The organism is Streptomyces sp. ALI-76-A (genome assembly GCF_030287445.1).
Lineage (GTDB): Bacteria > Actinomycetota > Actinomycetes > Streptomycetales > Streptomycetaceae > Streptomyces.
Genome location: NZ_JASVWB010000002.1, coordinates 2987559 through 3007953 on the forward strand (window position 1 = coordinate 2987559; position 20395 = coordinate 3007953).

Annotated in this window: 16 protein-coding genes and 1 other RNA gene; 11 read left to right on the forward strand and 6 right to left on the reverse strand. The window is 68.2% G+C overall.

Annotation, left to right across the window (positions count from 1 at the left end):
* Nucleotides 1-15: 15 nt before the first annotated feature.
* The 3 genes from QQS16_RS14400 (at nt 16) to QQS16_RS14410 (ending at nt 6741) form a co-directional block, all read left to right on the forward strand.
* The gene (locus tag QQS16_RS14400) at nt 16-2112 is read left to right on the forward strand and encodes a type I restriction-modification system subunit M (RefSeq protein WP_286062056.1); all 2097 of its coding nucleotides are present in this window, start codon (nt 16-18) and stop codon (nt 2110-2112) included.
* Complete coding sequence (locus tag QQS16_RS14405) at nt 2109-3326, forward strand: restriction endonuclease subunit S (protein WP_286062057.1); 1218 nt, start codon at nt 2109-2111, stop codon at nt 3324-3326. Before QQS16_RS14400 ends, QQS16_RS14405 begins: the two co-directional genes overlap by 4 nt.
* A gap of 217 nt (nt 3327-3543) precedes the next feature.
* The gene (locus tag QQS16_RS14410; RefSeq protein ID WP_286062058.1) at nt 3544-6741 is read left to right on the forward strand and encodes a type I restriction endonuclease subunit R; all 3198 of its coding nucleotides are present in this window, start codon (nt 3544-3546) and stop codon (nt 6739-6741) included.
* Between the two features lie 43 nt (nt 6742-6784).
* Here QQS16_RS14410 and QQS16_RS14415 read toward each other — a convergent pair whose 3' ends face one another.
* Nucleotides 6785-7198, reverse strand: coding sequence for an ATP-binding protein (locus QQS16_RS14415; RefSeq protein WP_286062059.1), 414 nt, complete (start codon nt 7196-7198; stop codon nt 6785-6787).
* 241 nt (nt 7199-7439) lie between these two features.
* On the opposite strand from QQS16_RS14415, the gene QQS16_RS14420 reads away from it, so the two are divergent.
* The 3 genes from QQS16_RS14420 (at nt 7440) to QQS16_RS14430 (ending at nt 10189) form a co-directional block, all read left to right on the forward strand.
* On the forward strand, nt 7440-8291 hold the full coding sequence (locus QQS16_RS14420; RefSeq protein ID WP_286062060.1) for a helix-turn-helix domain-containing protein: 852 nt from the start codon (nt 7440-7442) through the stop codon (nt 8289-8291).
* A 10-nt stretch (nt 8292-8301) separates the two neighbouring features.
* Nucleotides 8302-8493, forward strand: coding sequence for a hypothetical protein (locus tag QQS16_RS14425; RefSeq protein ID WP_286062061.1), 192 nt, complete (start codon nt 8302-8304; stop codon nt 8491-8493).
* A gap of 79 nt (nt 8494-8572) precedes the next feature.
* Entirely contained in the window at nt 8573-10189 is a 1617-nt protein-coding gene (locus QQS16_RS14430; protein ID WP_286062062.1) for a serine/threonine-protein kinase, read from the forward strand.
* A 27-nt stretch (nt 10190-10216) separates the two neighbouring features.
* On the opposite strand, the gene QQS16_RS14435 is transcribed toward QQS16_RS14430, so the two are convergent.
* Nucleotides 10217-10495 (reverse strand): hypothetical protein, encoded by a 279-nt coding sequence (locus tag QQS16_RS14435; RefSeq protein WP_286062063.1) that lies wholly within the window; start codon nt 10493-10495, stop codon nt 10217-10219.
* A 226-nt stretch (nt 10496-10721) separates the two neighbouring features.
* Here QQS16_RS14435 and QQS16_RS14440 point away from each other — a divergent pair, with 226 nt between their 5' ends.
* Entirely contained in the window at nt 10722-12866 is a 2145-nt protein-coding gene (locus QQS16_RS14440; protein ID WP_286062064.1) for a GmrSD restriction endonuclease domain-containing protein, read from the forward strand.
* 72 nt (nt 12867-12938) lie between these two features.
* Here QQS16_RS14440 and rnpB read toward each other — a convergent pair.
* The 3 genes from rnpB to QQS16_RS14455 form a co-directional block, all read right to left on the reverse strand.
* Nucleotides 12939-13338, reverse strand: an RNA gene (gene rnpB, locus QQS16_RS14445) — RNase P RNA component class A.
* Nucleotides 13339-13546: 208 nt separating this feature from the next.
* Entirely contained in the window at nt 13547-14677 is a 1131-nt protein-coding gene (locus tag QQS16_RS14450) for a DMT family transporter (RefSeq protein WP_286062065.1), read from the reverse strand.
* Nucleotides 14678-14859: 182 nt separating this feature from the next.
* Complete coding sequence (locus QQS16_RS14455) at nt 14860-15681, reverse strand: AraC family transcriptional regulator (RefSeq protein ID WP_286066323.1); 822 nt, start codon at nt 15679-15681, stop codon at nt 14860-14862.
* Between the two features lie 220 nt (nt 15682-15901).
* On the opposite strand from QQS16_RS14455, the gene QQS16_RS14460 reads away from it, so the two are divergent.
* Both QQS16_RS14460 and QQS16_RS14465 read left to right on the forward strand, forming a co-directional pair.
* Nucleotides 15902-16681 (forward strand): MerR family transcriptional regulator, encoded by a 780-nt coding sequence (locus tag QQS16_RS14460; protein ID WP_286062066.1) that lies wholly within the window; start codon nt 15902-15904, stop codon nt 16679-16681.
* Nucleotides 16678-17280, forward strand: coding sequence for a hypothetical protein (locus QQS16_RS14465; RefSeq protein WP_286062067.1), 603 nt, complete (start codon nt 16678-16680; stop codon nt 17278-17280). The genes QQS16_RS14460 and QQS16_RS14465 overlap by 4 nt, the downstream gene beginning before the upstream one ends.
* A 64-nt stretch (nt 17281-17344) precedes the next feature.
* Here the strand turns inward: QQS16_RS14465 and QQS16_RS14470 are convergent, their stop codons facing one another.
* On the reverse strand, nt 17345-18784 hold the full coding sequence (locus QQS16_RS14470) for an RNB domain-containing ribonuclease (protein WP_286062068.1): 1440 nt from the start codon (nt 18782-18784) through the stop codon (nt 17345-17347).
* Nucleotides 18785-18862: 78 nt separating this feature from the next.
* Here QQS16_RS14470 and yaaA point away from each other — a divergent pair, with 78 nt between their 5' ends.
* Nucleotides 18863-19645, forward strand: coding sequence for a peroxide stress protein YaaA (gene yaaA, locus QQS16_RS14475; RefSeq protein ID WP_286062069.1), 783 nt, complete (start codon nt 18863-18865; stop codon nt 19643-19645).
* Between the two features lie 81 nt (nt 19646-19726).
* Nucleotides 19727-20365, forward strand: coding sequence for a bifunctional 4-hydroxy-2-oxoglutarate aldolase/2-dehydro-3-deoxy-phosphogluconate aldolase (gene eda, locus QQS16_RS14480; RefSeq protein WP_286062070.1), 639 nt, complete (start codon nt 19727-19729; stop codon nt 20363-20365).
* The last annotated feature ends 30 nt before the right edge of the window (nt 20366-20395 follow it).

Genomic DNA, 20395 nt, shown 5'->3' on the forward strand with positions numbered 1-20395 from the left:
TTCGGAAGGACAGCGTTGAACAGCAGTAAGCACACGGAACTGGCGAACCATGCGTGGTCGGTAGCCGACCTCCTGCGCGGCGACTACAAGCAGTCCGACTACGGCAAGGTGATCCTGCCGTTCACTGTGCTACGGCGCCTGGAGTGTGTCCTCGCGCCGACCAAGGACAAGGTCCTGGAAGTCGCCGCCCGCTACCAGGGCCAGGACATCAACCCCGACCGCTTCCTGCGCAAAGCGTCCGGCCACAGTTTCTACAACACCAGCACCTACACGCTGAAGGCCATCGCGGGCGACGCCACTCACGCGGCGAAGTACCTGAACGAGTACTACGGCGCCTTCTCCCCGAACGCCAGGGAAGTTTTGGAGCGGTACGACTTCGCCCAGCAGATCAAGAGGCTGGACGCGGCAGACCTGCTGTACCAGGTGGTCGGACGGTTCGCCGACCTCGACCTACGGCCGGTGAAGAGGGACGCAGAAGGCAATGTCGTGCTCGACGAGTACGGCAAGCCGATCGAAATCGTCACCAATCACCAGATGGGATACGTCTTCGAGGAGCTGATCCGGCGCTTCGCCGAACAGTCCAACGAGACGGCCGGTGAGCACTTCACGCCTCGGGAAGTCATCCGGCTGATGGTCAACCTGCTCATCGCCCCGGACAGTGACGCGCTGGCCCTGCCGGGCACCGTCCGCACGGTCATGGACCCGGCCTGCGGGACCGGCGGCATGCTCAGCGCGGCCGAGGAGCACATCACCGCCCATAACCCGGACGCCACGGTCAAGGTCTTCGGACAGGAACTCAACCCCGAGTCCTGGGCCATCTGCAGGTCAGACATGATGATCAAGGGTCAGGACCCGGAGAACATCAAGTTCGGCAACTCCTTCAGCGACGACGGCTTCAGCAGCGACGACTCCAAGAGGGACAAGAACACGCCCACCACCTTCGATTACCTGCTGGCCAATCCGCCGTTCGGCGTGGAGTGGAAGAAGGTCAAGGACGCGGTCGAGTACGAACACGAACACCTGGGCGACAGTGGGCGGTTCGGCGCCGGCCTGCCACGCATCAACGACGGGTCGCTGCTCTTCCTTCAGCACATGATCTCGAAGATGAAGCCGGTGGACGCGTCGGGGGCGGGCGGCAGCCGGATCGCCATCGTCTTCAACGGCTCCCCGCTGTTCACGGGGGCGGCGGAGTCGGGTGAGTCCAAGATCCGGCAGTGGATCCTCGAGAATGACTGGCTGGAGGGCATCGTCGCCCTACCCGACCAGCTCTTCTACAACACCGGCATCTCCACGTACTTCTGGGTGCTGAGCAACCGCAAGGCCAGGGACCGGCGCGGCAAGGTCGTGCTGCTGGACGCGCGCGACTACTGGCGCAAGATGCGGAAGTCGCTCGGCGACAAGCGCAAGGAACTGGGCGAGCAGCACATCTCCGAGATCACGCGGCTCTACACGGAGGCGCTGGCGGTCGTCGACGCGGCGGAGAAGGGCGGCGGGCACGACCTGGCCGACCGGGCCGGGAAGATCAAGGTCTTCCGCAACCAGGACTTCGGGTACCACCGGATCACCGTCGAACGGCCGCTGAAGCTCCGCTTCGAGGTGACGGAGGAGACGCTGACGGCCATCACCGCGTCCAAGCCGATCGCACGGGCCACGGACGCAGAGGCGTTCGCGGAGGCGCTGCGCCCGCTGGTCGGCAAGTCCTGGACGACGAAGTCCGACGCGTGGATCGACCTGAAGGACGCGATCGTCGCGGCCGGCCTGATGTGGCCAACAGGCGCGCCGTTCGGCAAGGCGCTGCGGGAGGCGGTCGGCGTCCGCGACCCGGAGGGCGAGGTCCAGCGCATCAAGGGCGGGCCGGAACCGGACCCGGAACTGCGGGACTACGAGGACGTGCCGCTGGAGGAGGACGTGGAGGAGTACCTGCGGCGGGAGGTTCTGCCACATGTCCCGGACGCGTGGATCGACCACACCAAGACGAAGATCGGCTACGAGATCCCGTTCACTCGGCACTTCTACGTTTACAAGCCGCCGCGGCCGTTGACGGAGATCGATGCGGAGTTGAATGCCTTGGAGGCCGAGATTCAGGCGCTGCTTGGGGAGGTGACGGAGTGACTTCACTCAGGATTAAAGATGTCACTCAAATCAACCGGAAAGTGCTCCCCGAAAACACGGATCCGAATTTTCGTTTTCGATATATCGACATCGGCTCAGTCGATAACCTCGGACGTGTGAACATTCCCGACGAGGAGGTGAATTTCAGCTCTGCCCCGTCACGGGCTCGACGCCTTGCGCCAGCTGGTGCAGTTGCTGTATCAACGGTGCGAACCTACCTGCGCGCCATTGCTCACGTGCCTGAATTCGCGACACCGCTGGTCTTCTCGACTGGGTTCGCAATACTAGAGGCTGGCGCACAGATCGATAGCCGTTTTCTAGCCCACTACTGCCAATCTCAAGCCTTCGTTGACGAGGTAGTTGCCAGGTCAGTGGGAGTGAGCTTTCCAGCCATCAATGCAGCCGACATTGGCAATCTACCAATCGTGCTCCCCGACCGAGAAGAGCAGCGCCGCATCGCCGACTTCCTCGACGCCGAGACCGCCCGCATCGACTCTTTAGACACCTCTCGGTCCGCGCAGTTGAACCTCCTCGCAGCACGCGAACGAGCGATGCTCGACCTCTCGTTCCGAGAGGCACGATCCGCAACTCGGACGCGGCTCAAATACCTCTTCTCCGTGCGCCCGCGATACGGCGTTCTGGTTCCGGTGTTCACGGACGAAGGCGTCCCGTTCATCCGGGTCAACGACCTTCTGGACCTGGAGGGGCGGGCCGACGGCCTGCGCAATATTCCGAGCGAACTGTCAGCGCAGTACGCCAGAAGCGTTGTACAGCCGGGCGATCTGCTGATGAGCGTTGTGGGAACGCTCGGACGTGCGGCGATCGCCCCCGCGAGCCTGGCTGGTGCGAACATCGCGAGAGCCGTGTGTTCGATGCGTTTCATGCCCGAGGTGGAGGTGGAACTCGTAAAGTCCTGGCTCGGCACGAGCGCCTTCCACAAGCAAGCCCTCGTCGCCACGAGCACAGATACGGCTCAGCCGACGCTCGGCATGGAAGACTTGGGCAATTTCGCGCTGACCTGGCCATCGGACCCACAGGAACGGAAACACTTGGTCCGGGAGATCGCTCGCATTCAGGACTCCATGAGGCGCCTAAGCAGCAAACTGGAGCGTCAGAAATCGGTCCTCGCCGAACGGCGTCAAGCCCTGATCACCGCCGCCGTCACCGGTCAGATCGACGTGTTCTCTGCCAGCGGACGAGGGATCGAGGAATGATCGCGCCGTGAGTCCAGCCGCGCCCCACCTCTGGCCGCCGTTCGTCGCACGCATTCAGGTAGACAACTACAAGTACATTACTAGACGTTATGCGACGGCAAGGCCCGACTGACCCAAGACACGGGACCTCGACCTTGTCCGCACCAAATTATGTCTTCGACAACTTCTGCCGCGACATCACCTGTCTAATCACCGGAAACCGGGGGGAATACCGCTTATGCCCGTTCACGATGAAGCAGCCTTTGGAAACGCAATAGTCGCCGCCTTGCTCAAGCGCGGTTGGTCTGAAGGAAACCGACAGGACTACCGCCCCCAACTCGGCCTGGACACCTCCCAGCTCACCGAATTCATCGGCAAGACCCAGGCCGACGACTGGGCCGAACTGATCGCCCTCTACGGCGGGGATCCCAACGTCGCCCAGGCCGGGTTCGCCAAGCGGGTGGATCAGGCGATCGGAACCGACGGTGTGCTGGACGTACTCCGCAAAGGCGTGAAGGACCACGGCGTCCTGATCAGGCTGGCCTACTTCAAGCCGTCGCTCGTCGCGTCGGACGCCGTCCTGGACGACTACCGGGCGAACCGGCTGACCTTCGTCAAGGAGTTGCAGTACGCGGCGAGGCAGGCAGACAAGGGCAACGAGCTGGACCTCACACTGTTCCTCAACGGAATCCCGCTGGCGACCGCCGAGTTGAAGAACGCCCTCACACGGCAGGGGGCGGAGCACGCCAAGGAGCAGTACCGACTCAAGCGGGACCCCACTGAGCTGATCTTCGCGCGCCGCGTCATCGCGAACTTCGCCGTGGACACGGACGTGGTCTACGTCGCGCCCGAACTGCGCGGCAAGCTGACGCGGTTCCTACCGTTCAACACGGGCTCGGAGGGGCCGGGGAAGCCGGGCGGAGCCGGGAACCCTGCGCCCACCGTCCCCGGGACGTACGCGACCTCGTACCTCTGGGAACAGATCTGGGAGCGGGGCACCTGGCTGGACCTGATCGAGCGGTTCGTGCACCTCAGCAAGGAGAAGGGCCCGGACGGGCGGACGCGGAAGAAGCTGATCTTCCCGCGCTACCACCAGTGGGACATCGTCAAGAAGCTCGCCGACCACGCGGCCCGCCACGGTGCTGGTCACAACTACCTCGGCATGGCCTCCGCCGGCTCGGGCAAATCGAACACCATCGGGTGGCTGTCGCACCGCCTGTCGTCGCTGCACACCCCCACCGACCCCGCCGAGATCGACCCCGACGCCTTGGCCGCCGGACTCAAGCCCGGTGTCCCCGTCTTCGACAAGGTCGTGATCATCACCGACCGCCGTAATCTCGACGCCCAACTGCGCGAGACAGTCGGCAGTTTCGAGAAGACCGCCGGTCTTGTCGTGAAGATCGACGAGAAGCACGGCGCGAAGTCCGACCAGCTCGCCAAAGCGCTGTCCCGTGAGACCGGAAAGATCATCACGGTCACGCTGCACACCTTCCCCGCCCTCATCGACTACCTGCGCCGCAACCCCACCGAAATCCAAGGTCACAACTTCGCGATCATCGTGGACGAGGCCCACTCCTCGCAGTCCGGCGATGCGGCAACCGCCGTCCGCGCGGCGCTGCGTGACCTGGGCCTGGATTCCGACTCCGACGAGGCTGGAGCGACCGAGGCGCCGGCGGCAAGCACCGATGCCAAGCTCCGCCGGAAAGCCACCCAGCGCAGCAAGGCCTCCAACCTCTCCTACTTCGCGTTCACGGCGACACCCAAGGCCAAGACGCTCGAACTCTTCGGCACCCTGGACACCGTCAACGGCAAGCCGGCGTATGTCCCCTTCCACACGTACTCGATGCGCCAGGCCATCGAGGAAGGCTTCATCCTCGACCCCCTGCGCACCTACGTCACGTACGACACGTACTGGAAGTTGGTGAACAAGAACCCGGCCGAGCGCGAAGTGGACCCGTCCAAGGCGAACCCCCTGCTCGCCCGGTACGCACTCACGCACGACTCCACCGTGACGCAACAGGCGCAAGTGATCGTCGAACACTTCCGCACGCACACCGCCGGACGGCTCGGCGGGCGTGCCAAGGCCATGGTGGTGACGGCCTCCCGGCACAGCGCCGTACAGATGGCCCGCGCCATCAGGAAGTACATCGGCGACAACGCGTATGCCGACCCCGGCGTCCTGGTCGCGTTCTCCGGCAGCCTGACGTACGACGGCGAGGAGACCACCGAGCCGAAGGAGAACGGCGGCCTCCCCGAGTCAGCGCTGCCGAAGGCGTTCGCGTACACGCGCAAGGACGACAAGGCCGTGCGCACCGGGGGGACGGCGACTCAGCGCGAGTACCGCATCCTGGTCGTCGCCGAGAAGTACCAGACCGGTTTCGACCAGCCGCTGCTCACCACGATGTACGTGAACAAGAAGCTCGCGGGCATCAGCGCCGTCCAGACACTCTCCCGGCTGAACCGCACCGCCGACCGCAAGTCGCAGGCGGACCTGGCCGTACTGGACTTCGTCAACGACGCCGAGGACATCAAGGAGTCCTTCCGCCCGTACTTCGAGGAGGCGAACACCCTTCCCTCCGACCCCAATCTCCTCTACACCGCGCAGAGCCAGGTCATGCGGGCCGACATCCTCGTCGAGGAGGAGATGCGGGAGTTCGCGGACGCCTATCTGGCAGCCGAGGAGAAGGCAGCAGGCTCGGCTGCCCGCTGGGAGAAGCTCCACGCGGAGCTGTACCGGCATCTGGACCCCGCCGTTGGACGGTTCACTGAGCTCCTGGACCGCAAGGACGAGGCCGGCGACCCCGACGAGGAAGCCGCCGAGGCCGCCGAGCAGTTCCGCGCGGACCTCAACGACTACGTACGGAAGTACGGCTTCCTCTCGCAGATCGTGCCCTACCGCGACGCTGACCTCGAATGCCTCTACCTCTACGGCCGCCACCTGCTCAACCGCCTGCCACGACGCGGAGACGGCGGCGTGGACATAGGAGACATCGACCTCAGCCACCTGCGCATCCAGAAGACCGGCCAGCACGACCTCGCGCTGACCGCCGAGGGAGCCGCGGAGCTGCGCGGCTTCGGTGAAGGCGGGGGCGGCGCCAAGGAGCAGGAGAAGTCGCTGCTGTCGGAGCTGATCGAGAAGTTCAACGACAAGTTCGGCACCGACTTCACCGATCAGGACGTGATCACGCCGTTCTCGGAGGCGAAGGCCGACCCGAAGGTCCGCGCCGCCGCCGTCAACGACGAGGAGAACTTCGGGCTCGTCTTCGATGAGGTCTTCGAGGACAAGATGGCCGAACACATCGACACCATCGCCGACATGGGACGGCAGTACTTCAGCCACGACGACAGCTTCAAGCAGTCGCTCAACCAGAGTGCGCGGCGGGCGGCGTGGCGAATGATCCGCCGGGAGGAGAACATCGACGACGACGCGGCCTGACCCGCCCGGCCCTCCATCCCTCCCTGCCGACCACTTCCCCTGGTCAGCCTCCCTGATGGAACGAGAGCCCCGCGATCACGGACGTTCCGCGCGTGGGGCGGGGCCGGACGGTCCAGGCGGTGGCGAGGCTCTCGACGAGGAGCAGGCCCCGACCGTTCTCGCTGTCAGGGCCCGGGTGGGCCGGAATGGGTTTGCCGGTACCCGGGTCGGAGACGGCCAGCCAGTAGTGTCCGTCGGCCGGCCACAGAACGAGTTCAACGAGGTCCCCGTCCTCCCCACAGGCACCGTGACGGATGGCGTTGGTGAGCAACTCCGAGGTCAACAGGCGGAGGTCGTCGCCGAGTTGGGCACGGAGGACGTCCGGCAGCGATTCGGCGACGGCGTGCCGGGCCCGCCGTACGGAGGCGGGACGGGCGGGAAAGCGCCAGTGGGCAGGGACGAGAGGGATTTCGGGCATGGCGAACTCCGCGACTCTGTGAGGGGTTTGGGGTCGCCGGTGGCCTACCGCCCTGGTCGCGGGCACACCCGCCCCAGGGCGGACGGGCATGCTCGCGCGGCGCGCTTCCGGCATTGCGGTGTGTAACTTGCGCGATACTCACAGTAGAACATCGGGGGTACATGTGCTACCAAGTCCCGAAGTCCGTTGGAAGGAACTTCGCTTCGCGGCAGACTGAGCCGCACGCGACGAGAGGGAACGCATGCCGCCGAGGAGCAATCCGACCGCACGCCAGCAGCGTCTGGGCGCAGAGCTTCGCAAGCTACGGGAAGGGGCGGGACTGTCCACCGAACAGGCCGCCGTGCTGCTGGACACGAAACGGACCGTGATCACCAGCACCGAGGCGGGACGTCATGGCGTCAGCCCGGAGCGTGTCCGGCGCATCGCCTTCCGGTATGAGTGCACTGACCAGGCCCTGGTGGATGCACTGGTCGACATGTGCGGCGACCGCACGCTCGGCTGGTGGGAGGCGTATCGCGACCGCCTGCCCGCGACATTCCTGGACATCGCCGAGTTGGAGTGGCACGCCCAGGGCTTGCGTGTCAGCACGATGACGCACATGCCGGGACAGTTGCAGACCGAGGCATACGCGCACGCTCTCTTCCAAGCTGCCATCCCGCCACTGCCCGCCGAGGAGTTCGAGGCCAGAGTCGCCCACCGCGTGCAAAGGCACCAGGTCATCGACCGGCCGGGGGCTCCGGACTACGTGCTGGTCATCCACGAAGCCGCGCTACGGATCGAAGTCGGTGGACGCGCGGTGCTACGGAATCAACTTGGTCACCTCATGGCAGCCGCAGACCGCGACAACGTCACAATCCAGGCCATCCCCTTCTCCGCAGGGGCGTTCCCCGGTTCGGGGCAGGCGATCCTGTACGCCCTCGGACAGATCCCCTCGCTCGACACCGTGCAACTGGATCGCACCACGGCAGGAGAATTCCTTTATTCAGGCGCCCATCTGTGCAAGTACCGTCTGCAACTCGACGAGATGCAGAGGATCGCGCTCAAGCCTGAGGAGACCCTCGATCTCATGCACACCATTTCCCGGCGCCTTTAGGAGAGTGGCCATGTCTGACATCAGCTGGGAAGCCCCCTTCTGCCAGGATGCGAGCAACTGCTTCCGCCTCGGCATCGACGCCGACGGCAACGGCTACATAGCCGTCAACGGCCAAGAGGACCGATACCTCACCGACTCCCTTGAAGCCCTGCGCACCCTCATCACCGACATTAAGGCCGGAAAGGCCGACCACCTGCTGTAACCCCTGCCGCGCGCCCCGCCGATAGGTACCGTGTACAGCGATCGACTGACGTGGCATCAGGACGACGGAGGCGCGGCGCGTGGCGCAGGCACGGAGAATCGGCGAGCAGGGCCGCTATGAGCTGATCGAGGAGATCGAATCCGGCGGTATGGGCACGGTCTGGCGCGGCTACGACGCCGTTCTCGACCGTGAGATCGCGATCAAGCTCATCCGGCCCGACGTCGTCGCATCGCCGGCACAGGCGGAAGAGTTCGCCCGCCGCTTCGAACGCGAGGCGCGCGTCACCGCTCGGATCGGGCACCACGGAGTGCCGCAGGTGTTCGACGCGGTGCTGGACGAGGCGTCGTACGACCGGCTGTACCTGGTGATGGAGTACGTGCGCGGCATCTCCCTGCGCAGGGTGCTCACGGGCCCGGGGGACGGCGCGGCGGCGCTGCTCCCGGTGAGCTGGGCAGCGTCGATCGCGGCGCAGATCTGCACAGTCCTGTCGTACGCGCACGCCATCCCGGTCGTGCACCGCGATCTGAAGCCGGACAACGTCCTGATTGCCGCTGACGGCACGGTCAAGGTGCTGGATTTCGGCATCGCGAAACTGCTGCGCACGAACGTCACCCGGCTCACGGCCACGGGCAGCCGGATCGGTACCAGCCGTTACATGCCGCCCGAGCAGATCGACTGCGCGCAGATCACCCCGCTGAGCGACCTCTACGCGCTCGGCTGCGTGCTGCACGAACTCCTGGCCGGAGAGCCGGTGTTCAGCGGCGACAACGAGTACCAGCTCCTGCACCAGCACATGAACGTGCCGCCGAAGCCGTTGCGCACCCTGCGGCCCGAGGTGCCGGAGGGCCTTGAGGCATTGACCCTGGACCTGCTGGCGAAGGTGCCGGAGCAGCGTCCCGTCGACGCGTACGCGGTGTACGAGCGCCTGTCGCCGCACCTGCCGCAACCGGGATCGGCAGCCGATTCCCTGGCCCTCACCCATGGCGGCTCCCCTTCCGAACTTCCCGACCCGACGGTGGTCTACCGACAGCCGAATGCACCCCTGCGACGGACCGCGCCGCCCGTGCCCTCGCTCGGGCCGGTGGCGCCCGTACCGATCCCGGCGCGCGTCGACACCGCGCTGCGGGACGCGATCAGGGACGCCTACGCCCGGTCCGCGGACCTCGCCGAGAGCGGACGGTTCGCCCAGGCCGCGGACGTCCTCAAGGCAGTGATCGCCACAGCGGCCACCGCCCTCGGCGCGCACAACTCCCGTGTGCTCGGTCTTCGGAGGCAGCGCGCGGCGGTGCTCATGGCCGGTGAGGACTTCCGGCGTGCCTTGCCTGAGTTCGACGCCCTGGCCGCCGTCTACGCCCGCACGGCGGGACCGGGCGATGAAAGCACGCTGGAGTGCCGTCGGCACGCCGCCCACTGCCGGGCCAACCTCGGTCAGGCCACCGTCGCTCTACGGGAATTCCAGGAGGTTCTGGAAGTCGTGTCCGACGCGGCCGGGGACGCCTCCGAAACCGCTCTCGACCTACGGCGCAGTATCGGCGTGCTCCTCTTCTCAGAGGGGCGCCGCACCGAGGCAGAGGGGGTCCTCGACGCCCTCCACGAGGACATGTGCGTCCTCCTCGGTGAGGACCATGAGGAGACCCGCGAGATCGCCGATCTCCTCGCCCGGCTGCGCGACCCGGAGGGACCACTCCCTTACTGACGTCCTGCCGGTGCGGTGCACACGCCGTCAGGCATCGTCCGCGGCCTCTTCGCCGTGGATGCGCTGAGCCAGATTCCACAGGCTCAGGCCATCCGACTGGAACCAGCGAGCCGTTCCCTGGTTGGCAACGGGTCGCTCGTCCCAGTCGGCGTCCGCCCACATCTTCGACACAAGCCCGGACGGCGAGTACTGCTGCTCGTCGTGGGCCCACAGGGATCGGCCTGGCCCGGTGATTTGAGCCAAGTCGCCTGGCGTCGCCGTTCGTCTTGGAAAGCCACGCCTCCATGGCGCGGGAATCTGCTTCATGACCTTGCTGTCCCAGTCGCAAGCATGGGATGAGCGAGCGAAGTTGAAGATCTCCCCTTGCCGCGCGTTTTCCCTTGTCGTTGTCGGGCAGCCCAAACACTCGCCGTTTGTTGCCGATTCCTTCAGCTCAGAGACTTGTGTCTCCGTCAAGGTCTCTGTGCCGAGGACGGAGTGACGGTAAGTTAGGTGTGCAGCGCAGCGAGGGACGCATCGGCGAGGGGGCGGCATGCAGGGTAGCTTGATCCAGGCTCAGGCGCTGACGATCGAGGACGTCTTCACCGGGCATCGTTACCGTCTGGACAGCTACCAGCGGGACTACACATGGGGGCGCGACGACGTACGCAGGCTCATTGATGACCTGCGTAACAAATTTATGGCGAGTTGGCGCTTCGAGCACGACCGGGAGGAGGTCGCCAGGTATCAGCCATACTTTCTCGGACCGTTCGTCTACCACGAGGCCGCCCCGGTCACGTACCTCGTGGACGGCCAGCAGCGCATCACGACCCTCCATCTGATGCTGATCTACCTGCGCGAGCTTCTCCGTGCGCAAGACCTTGAGGATCAAGCTGCACGACTCAGTAGTCTGATCCTTTCCCACAAGTTCGGAAAGTCGGTGTATGCCCTCGACATTCCGGAACGCGACCAATTCCTCGAAGTGGCGTTCCAAGAGACTGAGTTCGCGCTCCCTGACAACTCATCGGGCGCCCTGCGCCGACTCTGGGAGGCGGCGCTCGTCCTTCAGGAAGAATTTCCCGAGGAACTGCGCAGCGATGCCCTCCCGTACTTCGTCGATTGGCTGCTCGACGGTGTGAGCATGGTGGGAATCCGTGCGGCCACACCGGAACAGGGCTGGGAGATCTATGAGTCGATGAACGACCGCGGGGTGCGCCTCGGTCCCATCGATCTCCTCAAGAGCTTCTTACTGTCGAAGATCGGCCCCGAGACTGCGGGCGCGGACAACATATGGCGCCAGATGGTCTCCGGACTGGCCGGCATCGACGTGAACGCTCCCAGCGACTTCATCAAGACCTTCTTGATCAGCCGCTACGCGGACGTGAGTACGGACTCGAATGATTCCTCACTCGACGTCAAGCGCATCAACGGCCCATTCCACACCTGGGTGAAGGACAGCGTAGGACAGATCGGTCTGGTCAGACCGCAGGACTATCGAATCCTGATCGACGATCTCTCCGCGTACGCACATCGCTATCGCACGTTGGCGGCAGCAGCGCACACGTACGACAGCGAACTCAAGAGTGTCTTCTTCAACGCCTACAACGGCATCACGTCCCAGGCCGCACCGATTCTCGCGGCGATCGACCCCCGAGACGACTCCAGCACATTCAAGGCCAAGGCCAAGCTCATAGCCGACTATCTCGATCTCGTCTTCACTCGGCGCATCGTCAACGACCTGCCGTCGTCAAGCACCCATCTCGACCGCGAGGCCGTCAGACTCGTAGAGCGGCTGCGCGACGGTGTCAGCGTCGACAGACTCCGTGCCATCCTCGCTGAGGAAGTCGCCGCCCTCGACTACGACTTCACCGGCATCAAGACCTATGGCCTACGCTCGAACAACAGCCGCCAGGTCCGCTACCTCCTCGCCCGGCTCACCGGATTCGTCGAGACCGCGTGCGAGCGAGGCGACGAGATGGACAGATACCTCGATGCGCAACGCCCTTTCGAAATCGAACACATCTGGGCCAACCACTTCGAGAGGTACCAGCCCGAGGTCGGCACGCGAGCCGTGTTCGACTCCTACCGCAACCGCCTCGGCGCACTGTTGCTCCTGAAAAAGTCGGACAACGCCAGTTACCAAGATCTGCCCTACGAGGAAAAGGTCGAGTTCTACCAACGACAGAACCACCTCGCGGGCTCCCTGCACGTCAATCACCGAGAGCGGAACTCGGCCTTCAATAAATTTGGGAAGACGCACAGACTCGACCGGCTACTCGACAGGAAGGCAATCGGGACACGCCAGGACCTCTACCAGCGTCTGTGCGAGCTCATCTGGAGTCCCGCGGCTTTCGGAAGCCGACCGGCAGCCTCTGCCCAGAGCCCGGACCGCTCACGCACTCGAACGCGTGCTCGCTACGACGTCGCGATCACCGACCTCATCGCTAAGGGGATACTCCCGGCCAATGCAACGCTTATCGGCCGCCGCCGTGGCGAGGTCTTCCAAGCCGAAATCTTGGACGATGGACGCATCCAGGTCACCTCCGGAGAGACGTTCCGGTCTCTCTCGGCAGCAGGTGAGTTCGTTCTGCAGACAAAATCATGCCCCGGCTGGAACTTCTGGCACGCACGACTTGACGACCGCGAGGCGCGCCTCGCCGACATTCGACGGGAGGCTCTGGAGAGGGGCATCGTCTGACCTGGTGATGCCATTGCGACATATTGGCGGGATCATTCAAGACTTGGTTTCGCCCGAGCAGAGCGGTTATGGCAGACGAGTCGGGCTGTACGCCGGGTTCTGTCGCCCGGTCGCCTCGCGGCGGCCGGGGAGACGGCCATCCATCTAGGACCGGCGTTGCCGCCGGCCTCGTGCGGTCTACCCGCGGACTCGGGCGGGCAGCCCTCGAACGTCCGCGCAGAAGCACCTGGGTGCTTCCTTTTGACCTTGCTCCGGGTGGGGTTTACCTAGCTGCCCAGGTCGCCCTGGGCACTGGTGGTCTCTTACACCACCGTTTCACCCTTACCGAGGACCGAGGCCCCCGGCGGTCTGTTTTCTGTGGCACTGTCCCGCGGGTCACCCCGGGTGGCCGTTAGCCACCACCCTGCCCTGTGGAGCCCGGACGTTCCTCGGGAAGCCCCAAGGGGCTCCACGCGGCCGTCCGCCCGGCTCGTCTGCCGTGTCGACCATGTTACCGGGCGCGGGCCCCGTCTCGGTCCGGTCGGGGGTCCGGCCCCGGCGGAGCCGCCGTGCGGGGCCGCGCCCCTGGGGCGACGTGACGCCGTGCGGGTGGCCGCCCCCAGGCCGCACGGACCTGGCCGGGGTCAGGCGTAGGGCGGGTGGTGGCCAACCCGCGCCGGAGGCAGGCACCACGAATGTGCCTAGCCCGGATCGGACGCCGACACCGGCCGACCGACCGACCCCGGATCGGAGTCCGGCCCGCCGCCCCGGGTGTCCGAGCCCGGACCGGAGCCGGAGGCAGGCACCGAGACGGAACCCGATCCCGAACCCGAGCCAGACGCAGGCACCGAGACGGAACCCGAACCCGAGCCGGAGGCAGGCACGGGGGTGGTGACCGACCCCGAACCGGCAGCAGGCACCGGGACGGTGACCGACCCCGAACCGGCAGCAGGCACCAGAGGTGCCGCCGCCCCCGGCCCGGCCGCCGTCGCCAGCACCGACCCCGCCAGGATCAGCGTGAACGCCGCCACCACCCCCACCGTGAGCCGTTCGTCCAGGAACACCGCGCCCGCCGCCACCGCGACCGCCGGGTTGACGTACGTGAACACCGTCGCCCGGGTCGGGCCGACCTCCTTGATCAGTTCCAGGAAGGCGACGAAGGCGAGGGCCGTGCAGACGACGCCCAGGGCCGCGAGGGCGGCCAGGACGGAGGGCGCGGGCATCGTGGACGGCCACGTCACCGCCGCCGCGGGCGCGTAGACCAGGGCCGCGAGGGCCAGGCACGGGGCGATGAGCTGGAGGGTCGGGACGTCCTTCAGGTGACGCGCGGCGATCAGCGGGGCCGTCGCGTAGCCGATCACCGTCACCAGCACCTCGGCCAGGCTCAGCGCGTCTCCGCCGGTCAGGTGCGGGACCGTGAGGACCGCGACACCCGCCAGGCCCAGCCCGAGCCCGACGACGCGCCTCACGCCCAGCCTCTCCGTGGCGCCGAAGAAGCGGGCCAGGGCGACGCCGACGATCGGGACGCCCGCGATCAGCAGGCCCGCCGTCGAGCTGGACAGGTGGCGTTCGGCGTCGGTCAGGGTCCACCAGGGGCCGATGATCTCTATGCAGGCGAAGGCCAGCAGGGGTCGCCAGTGCCTGCGCACGGTCGACGACAGGCCGCCCTGTCGTACCGCGAAGGGCATCAGCAGTACGGCGCCCAGCGCGCAGCGCGTGAACACCACCACGGACGGGGACAGCGGGGCGTCCACCGCCACCTTGATCAACAGGTAGGGGATGCCCCAGACCACTCCCATCAGGGAGAACAGGAACCAGCCGCGTGCAGTCATGCGGCCATGCTCACCGGATCGGCGGCGTGCGTCTTGAACGCTGTTGCGGTACGGGAGGGCCGGGCCCACCCAGCGGCTCAGCACCCCCGACCATCAGCGGCGTGCGTTGTGAACGCTGTTGCGGTACGCGGAAGCCGGGCCGGGGTCACGCCCCCGGAGTCACGCCCGGCACCCACCAGGTCTCAGCGGCGCACGTGGTGAACGCTGGTGCGGTACGCCGCCGGCGTCACGCCCACCACCCGCCGGAACCAGCGCGTCAGATGCGCCTGGTCCGCGAAGCCCACCCGGCCAGCCACCTCCGCCGGGCGCAGTCCGCTCTCCAGCAGGCCGCGCGCCCGGTGCACCCGGTGCTGTGCCAGCCAGGCGTACGGGGGCATCCCCATCGTCGTACGGAAGACCCGGAGGAGCTGGTAGCGGGACAGGCCCTGCTCGGCGGCGAGCAGGGCCAGGGACGGGGGTGCCAGGAGGTCGTCCGCGAGGCGGTCGCGCACCGCGTGGGCGATGTGTGCGGCGCCGGGGAACGTGTCGGCGCGAGGGCGGGCCGTGGAGTGGCGGCGGGTCAGGGCCGTCAGAAGCCAGGGGAGGCGGGACTCCGTCTCCAACGGGTCCGGGCAGGCGCTGAGTTCGGTGTGGGCGCGGCTCAGGGCGCTGGCCAGTTCGGGGTCGTCGAGGAGGGGCTCGCGGAAGTGCGGGAGGCCGCCGCCGAGGGTGCCGTCGGTGAGGAGGGAGGGGTCGGGGTACAGGGCTCGGTAGGCGTAGCCGTCCGACGCGGCCGGGCGGCCGGTGTGCGTCTCGCCGGGAGCGAGTACGACGATGGAGCCCGGGCCGGGACGGAGGTGGTCGCCCCGGTAGTCGATGACCTCGGAGCCGGCGACGCAGATGCCGATGCTGAACTGCTCGTGCGTGTGCGAGGCGTAGGCGTGGCGGTCGAAGCGGGCGGTGAGCAGGTCGAGCGGCGGGCCGCAACGGCCCAGACGTGCCCTGGTCCACCGTGCCTGTTCCATGCGTCGCCCCCTGGTCGTCGTCCTGTGGGGGGAACGCCGGAGAGCTCGGAGATAGTCCGACGTGTCCAGGTCGAAGGCGGAGGGTTCCGGGAGGGTGAGCGGCTTGCCGAAGGCGACGGCGCGGAGCTCCCGGTACTCGCCGGACGCGGGGTCGCTGAACGGTGTGGTCCACGAGGCCCGTCCTTGACCCTGCCGCAGCGTCAGCGTTTGTACTGGTCCCATGCGGATCGGAGAACTCGCCGCGGCCATCGGCGTCACGACGCGGACCGTGCGGCACTACCACCATCTGGGACTGCTCCCGGAGCCCGAGCGGCTCGGGAACGGCTACCGGGACTACACGCTGCGGCACGCCGTCGTGCTGGCCCGGATCCGGCGGCTGACCGAGCTGGGGCTCGGGCTCGCCGAGGTGCGGGACGTGCTCGCCGAGGACGCCGGGAAGGATCTCGTCGAGGTGCTCACCGAACTGGACGAGGACCTCGCCCGGCAGGAGGCGGCGATCCGGGAGCGGCGGGCCAGGCTGCACGGTCTTCTCCAGGCGGGCGCGCTGCCCGCCGAGGGGCCGGTCTCACCCGGGCTGGCGGCGCTGTTCCACGAGGTGGGCCCGGTGCCGGACTCCCCCATGGCCGCCAAGGACCGGGAGATCCTCGCGCTGCTCGACACCGCGGCGGCTCCCGAGGACCGGGAGCGGCTGGTCGGGCTGCTGGGCGGGGCCCTGAGCACTCCAGGCGGGATCGAGCGGGTGCACCGGGCGTACGCCCTGCTGGACGGGCTCGCCGACGCCGACCCGGCGGATCCGGAGGTGAGCGGGCGGGTGGAGGAGGCCGCGCGGGCGCTCGTCGAGTGTCTGCCCGGTGAGCTGTTCACGGGCACGGGCACGGGCGTCCTCGCGATCGACGACGCCCATGGTTTCCTGCGCGCGGTCTACGCCGACTTCGCGCCCGCGCAGGCCGAGGTGATCCGCCGGACGGTGCGGATCCTGACCGAGAGGGGGAGCCCATGAGGATCGCCCACGTCCTCGTCCGGCACGAGGTGCGGATGCTCGCGAGTCTCGTGCTGTGGCTGGCCAGGAGACGCCACGGGACGGACGGCGGGCGGGCCTTCGGGTACGCCCGGGGGCAGGGACCGGTGATGTTCGGGCTCGCCTTCGTGTGCCTGGTCGAGACGGTGACGATGTCGGTGCTGCTGCGGGACTGGCTGGTCCCGCACGCCGTGATGTTCTTCCTGGACGTGTACACCATCGTCTTCGTCGTCGCGCTGCACGCGGCGAACGTGGTCCGGCCCCATGTGCTGGAGGCCGGTCACCTCCGTCTCCGCCGTGCCGTGCACGTCGATCTGCGGATCCCGCTGGAGCGGATCACCTCCGTATGCCGGGAGTTGCGGACCGTAGACGAGCGGGCCGAGGGTCGACTCGACCTCGGCGTAGGGGCGCAGACCTCCGTCACCCTCGAACTCGCCGAGCCGGTCGCCCACTTCACCTTCTTCGGCCGGCGTCGGGACATCCGTCTCGTCCGCTTCCACGCCGACGACGCGACCGAACTCGTTAAGGCCCTCACGCAGGCGCGAAACGCACGGTCGCCGCTCCCGGATCGGCCCCGGTGAGCCGCACCCGCGACCCGGCAGCGGGCCGTCGTCGCTCTCGGCGCGACCGAACTCGTCCAAGCCCTCACACAGGCGCGAAACGCACGGTCGCCGCTCCCGGATCGGCCCGGGTGAGCCGCACCCGCAGCCGCTCCCCCAGCGGCAGCGGGCCGTCGTCGCTCTCGATGCGGCCGATGACCGCCGGGGACTCCACCTGCACGGTTCCCACGGTGGGGCGGCGCTCCTCCACGTCCACGACGCAGCCGTCGAACACCTCGCCCACCCGGTGCTCGAGCAGGGCGGCCTCGACGACGTCGACGCATCCGCGCTCCACCGCGCCGGCACGGCGGCCGCCCGCCGTCATCTCTCCCGGCAGCGCGTCGAGTGCGGCGAGCACCCAGTCGGGCGGGTCCTGGCCGGCGACGGCCGCGAGGCAGATCTCGGACGCGTACCGGTCGACGAGGCGGCGCAGTGGGGCCGTGCAGTGGGCGTAGGGCGCGGCTACGGCGGCGTGTGTGGTGATCTCCGGGAGGCGGCCGTCCCGGAAGGGCGTGTACCCGGCGCCGCGCAGGAGGGTCGTGCACTCCTGGAGGAAGGCCGCGTGGTGCGGGAGCCGGGGGTCCAGCGACCGGACGAGCCGGGCGTACGAGACGTGGTGCGGCCAGTCGACGCGCAGGGCGTGCGCGGTACGGCGGAGCCGGCCGACGGCGCCGTCCGGGGCGGCGGGGAGGGTGCGCAGGACGCCGGTGCCGTGCGCGATCATCAGGTCCGCCGCCGCCATGCCGGTGAGCAGGGAGATCTGGGCGTTCCAGCCCTCGGCGGGCAGCGGGGCCCGGTAGACCGGCTCGTACGCGCCGTTCCGGGCGACGATCTCCTGCTCGGGCAGGTTCAGCGAGATGCCGCCGCGCTCGGCCTCCAGCGTCTCCCGCAGCCGGCCGATCTCCCCGAGCAGGGCGAGCGGTTCCTCCGCCGCATGTGAGTCGATCTGTCGCTGTACGCCCGCGTAGTCGAGCTTGGCCCGGCTGCGGACGAGGGCCCGGCGGACGTCTACGGCGACCGTACGGCCGTCCGCGTCCAGGTCGATCGTCCACAGGGCGGCGGGGCGGACCTGGTCCGGGAGCAGGCTGGCGGCGCCCTCGCCGAGCACGGGCGGGTGCAGCGGGACCTTCCCGTCGGGGAAGTAGAGCGTGGTCACCCGCCGGTGCGCCTCGGTGTCCAGCGCCGAGGCGGGGACGACGAACGCGGCGACGTCGGCGATGGCGTACCGGACGCGGTAGCCGGTGCCCCGCCGGGACAGGTGCATCGCCTGGTCCAGGTCGGTGGAGGTGGGCGGGTCGACGGTGAACAGGGGAATGCCGGTGGCGTCGTACGCAGGGAGCGCGGGCGCCTTCGCCGCGCGGTCGGCGTCGGCGAGCGTCTGGGGCGGGAAGGTCTCGGGCACCCCGAGTTCGGCCCGCAGGGCGGCGAGGGCGGTGCGCAGCGGCGCTTCGGCGGCGCCGGTCACGTGGATGCGGCGGCGGGGCATACAGCGAGCGTAGGACCGGGGCGGCCCGGTGGCACGCCGTACGCTGTTCCGGAGCTCAACCCGAAGGAGACCGATCCCGTGCTTGTCCTGCTGCCGCCCTCCGAAGGCAAGGCGTCCTCCGGTCGCGGTGCCCCGCTGAAGCTGGATGCGCTGTCGCTGCCGGGGCTTACCGAGGCCCGCGCGGCCGTGCTCGACGAGCTGGTCGAGCTGTGCGCCGCCGACGAGGACAAGGCGCGCGAGGTGCTGGGGCTGAGCGAGGGCCTGCGGGACGAGGTCGGGAAGAACGTGCGGCTGCGCACGGCCGGGGCGCGGCCCGCCGGGGAGATCTACACCGGTGTGCTGTACGACGCCCTGGACCTGGCGACCCTGGATACCGCCGCGAAGCGCCGGGCGGCCCGTTCCCTGCTGGTCTTCTCCGGGTTGTGGGGCGCCGTCCGGGTCACGGACCGGATCCCCTCCTACCGCTGCTCGATGGGCGTACGGCTGCCCGGGCTCGGGGCGCTGGGCGGGCACTGGCGCACGCCGATGGCGTCGGTGCTGCCCGAGGCCGCCGGGGACGGGCTGGTGCTGGACCTGCGGTCCTCGGCGTACGTGGCCGCGTGGAAGCCGAAGGGCGAGGTGGCGGAGCAGACGGCGAGCGTGCGGGTGCTGCACGCGCCGACCCGGAAGGTGGTCAGCCACTTCAACAAGGCGACCAAGGGGAGGATCGTCCGCGGTCTGCTGTCGGCCGGGGTGGCGCCGAAGGGCCCGGCGGAGCTGGTGGAGGCGCTGCGGGACCTCGGGTACGAGGTGGAGGCCGCGGCACCCGCGAAGCCGGGACAGGCCTGGTCGCTGGACGTGCTGGTGGACGAGGTTCACTGACACCTCCGTCAGGCCACTTCACCAGTTGCAGCATATGCAACGCCCTTTGCGCATGCTGCAAGCCGAGGGCAGGATGACGCCATGGCCCCGTCACTCCTGGACCTCGCCCCCGTCGTACCCGTCGTCGTCATCGAGGACGCCGCCGACGCCGTGCCGCTCGCCCGGGCCCTGGTCGCCGGCGGGCTGCCCGTGATCGAGGTGACGCTGCGGACGCCCGCCGCGCTCGCCGCGATCCGGGCGGTCGCCGGGGAGGTGCCGGAGGCCGTGGTCGGCGCGGGCACGGTCCTCACGCCGGAGCAGGTGACGGAGTCGGTGGCGGCCGGGGCGCGGTTCCTGGTGAGCCCGGGCTGGACGGACGTCCTGCTGACGGCGATGCGGGAGCCGGGGGTGCCGTTCCTGCCGGGAGTGTCCACGACGTCCGAGGTGGTGGCGCTGCTGGAGCGCGGGGTGCGGGAGATGAAGTTCTTCCCGGCCGAGGCGGCGGGCGGCACGGCGTATCTGAGGTCGCTGGCCGGACCGTTGCCGCGGGCCCGGTTCTGTCCGACCGGCGGGATCGGTCCGGGGAACGCGCCGGAGTACCTGGCCCTGCCCAACGTCGGCTGTGTGGGCGGCACCTGGATGCTGCCCGGGGACGCCGTCGCCGCCCGGGACTGGCGGCGGGTCGAGACGCTGGCGCGGGCAGCGGCGGGACTCAGAGACGGTTCACGGGCGCGGGCGTGAGGTGCCGTTGACGGTGCCGGACGCTCACGG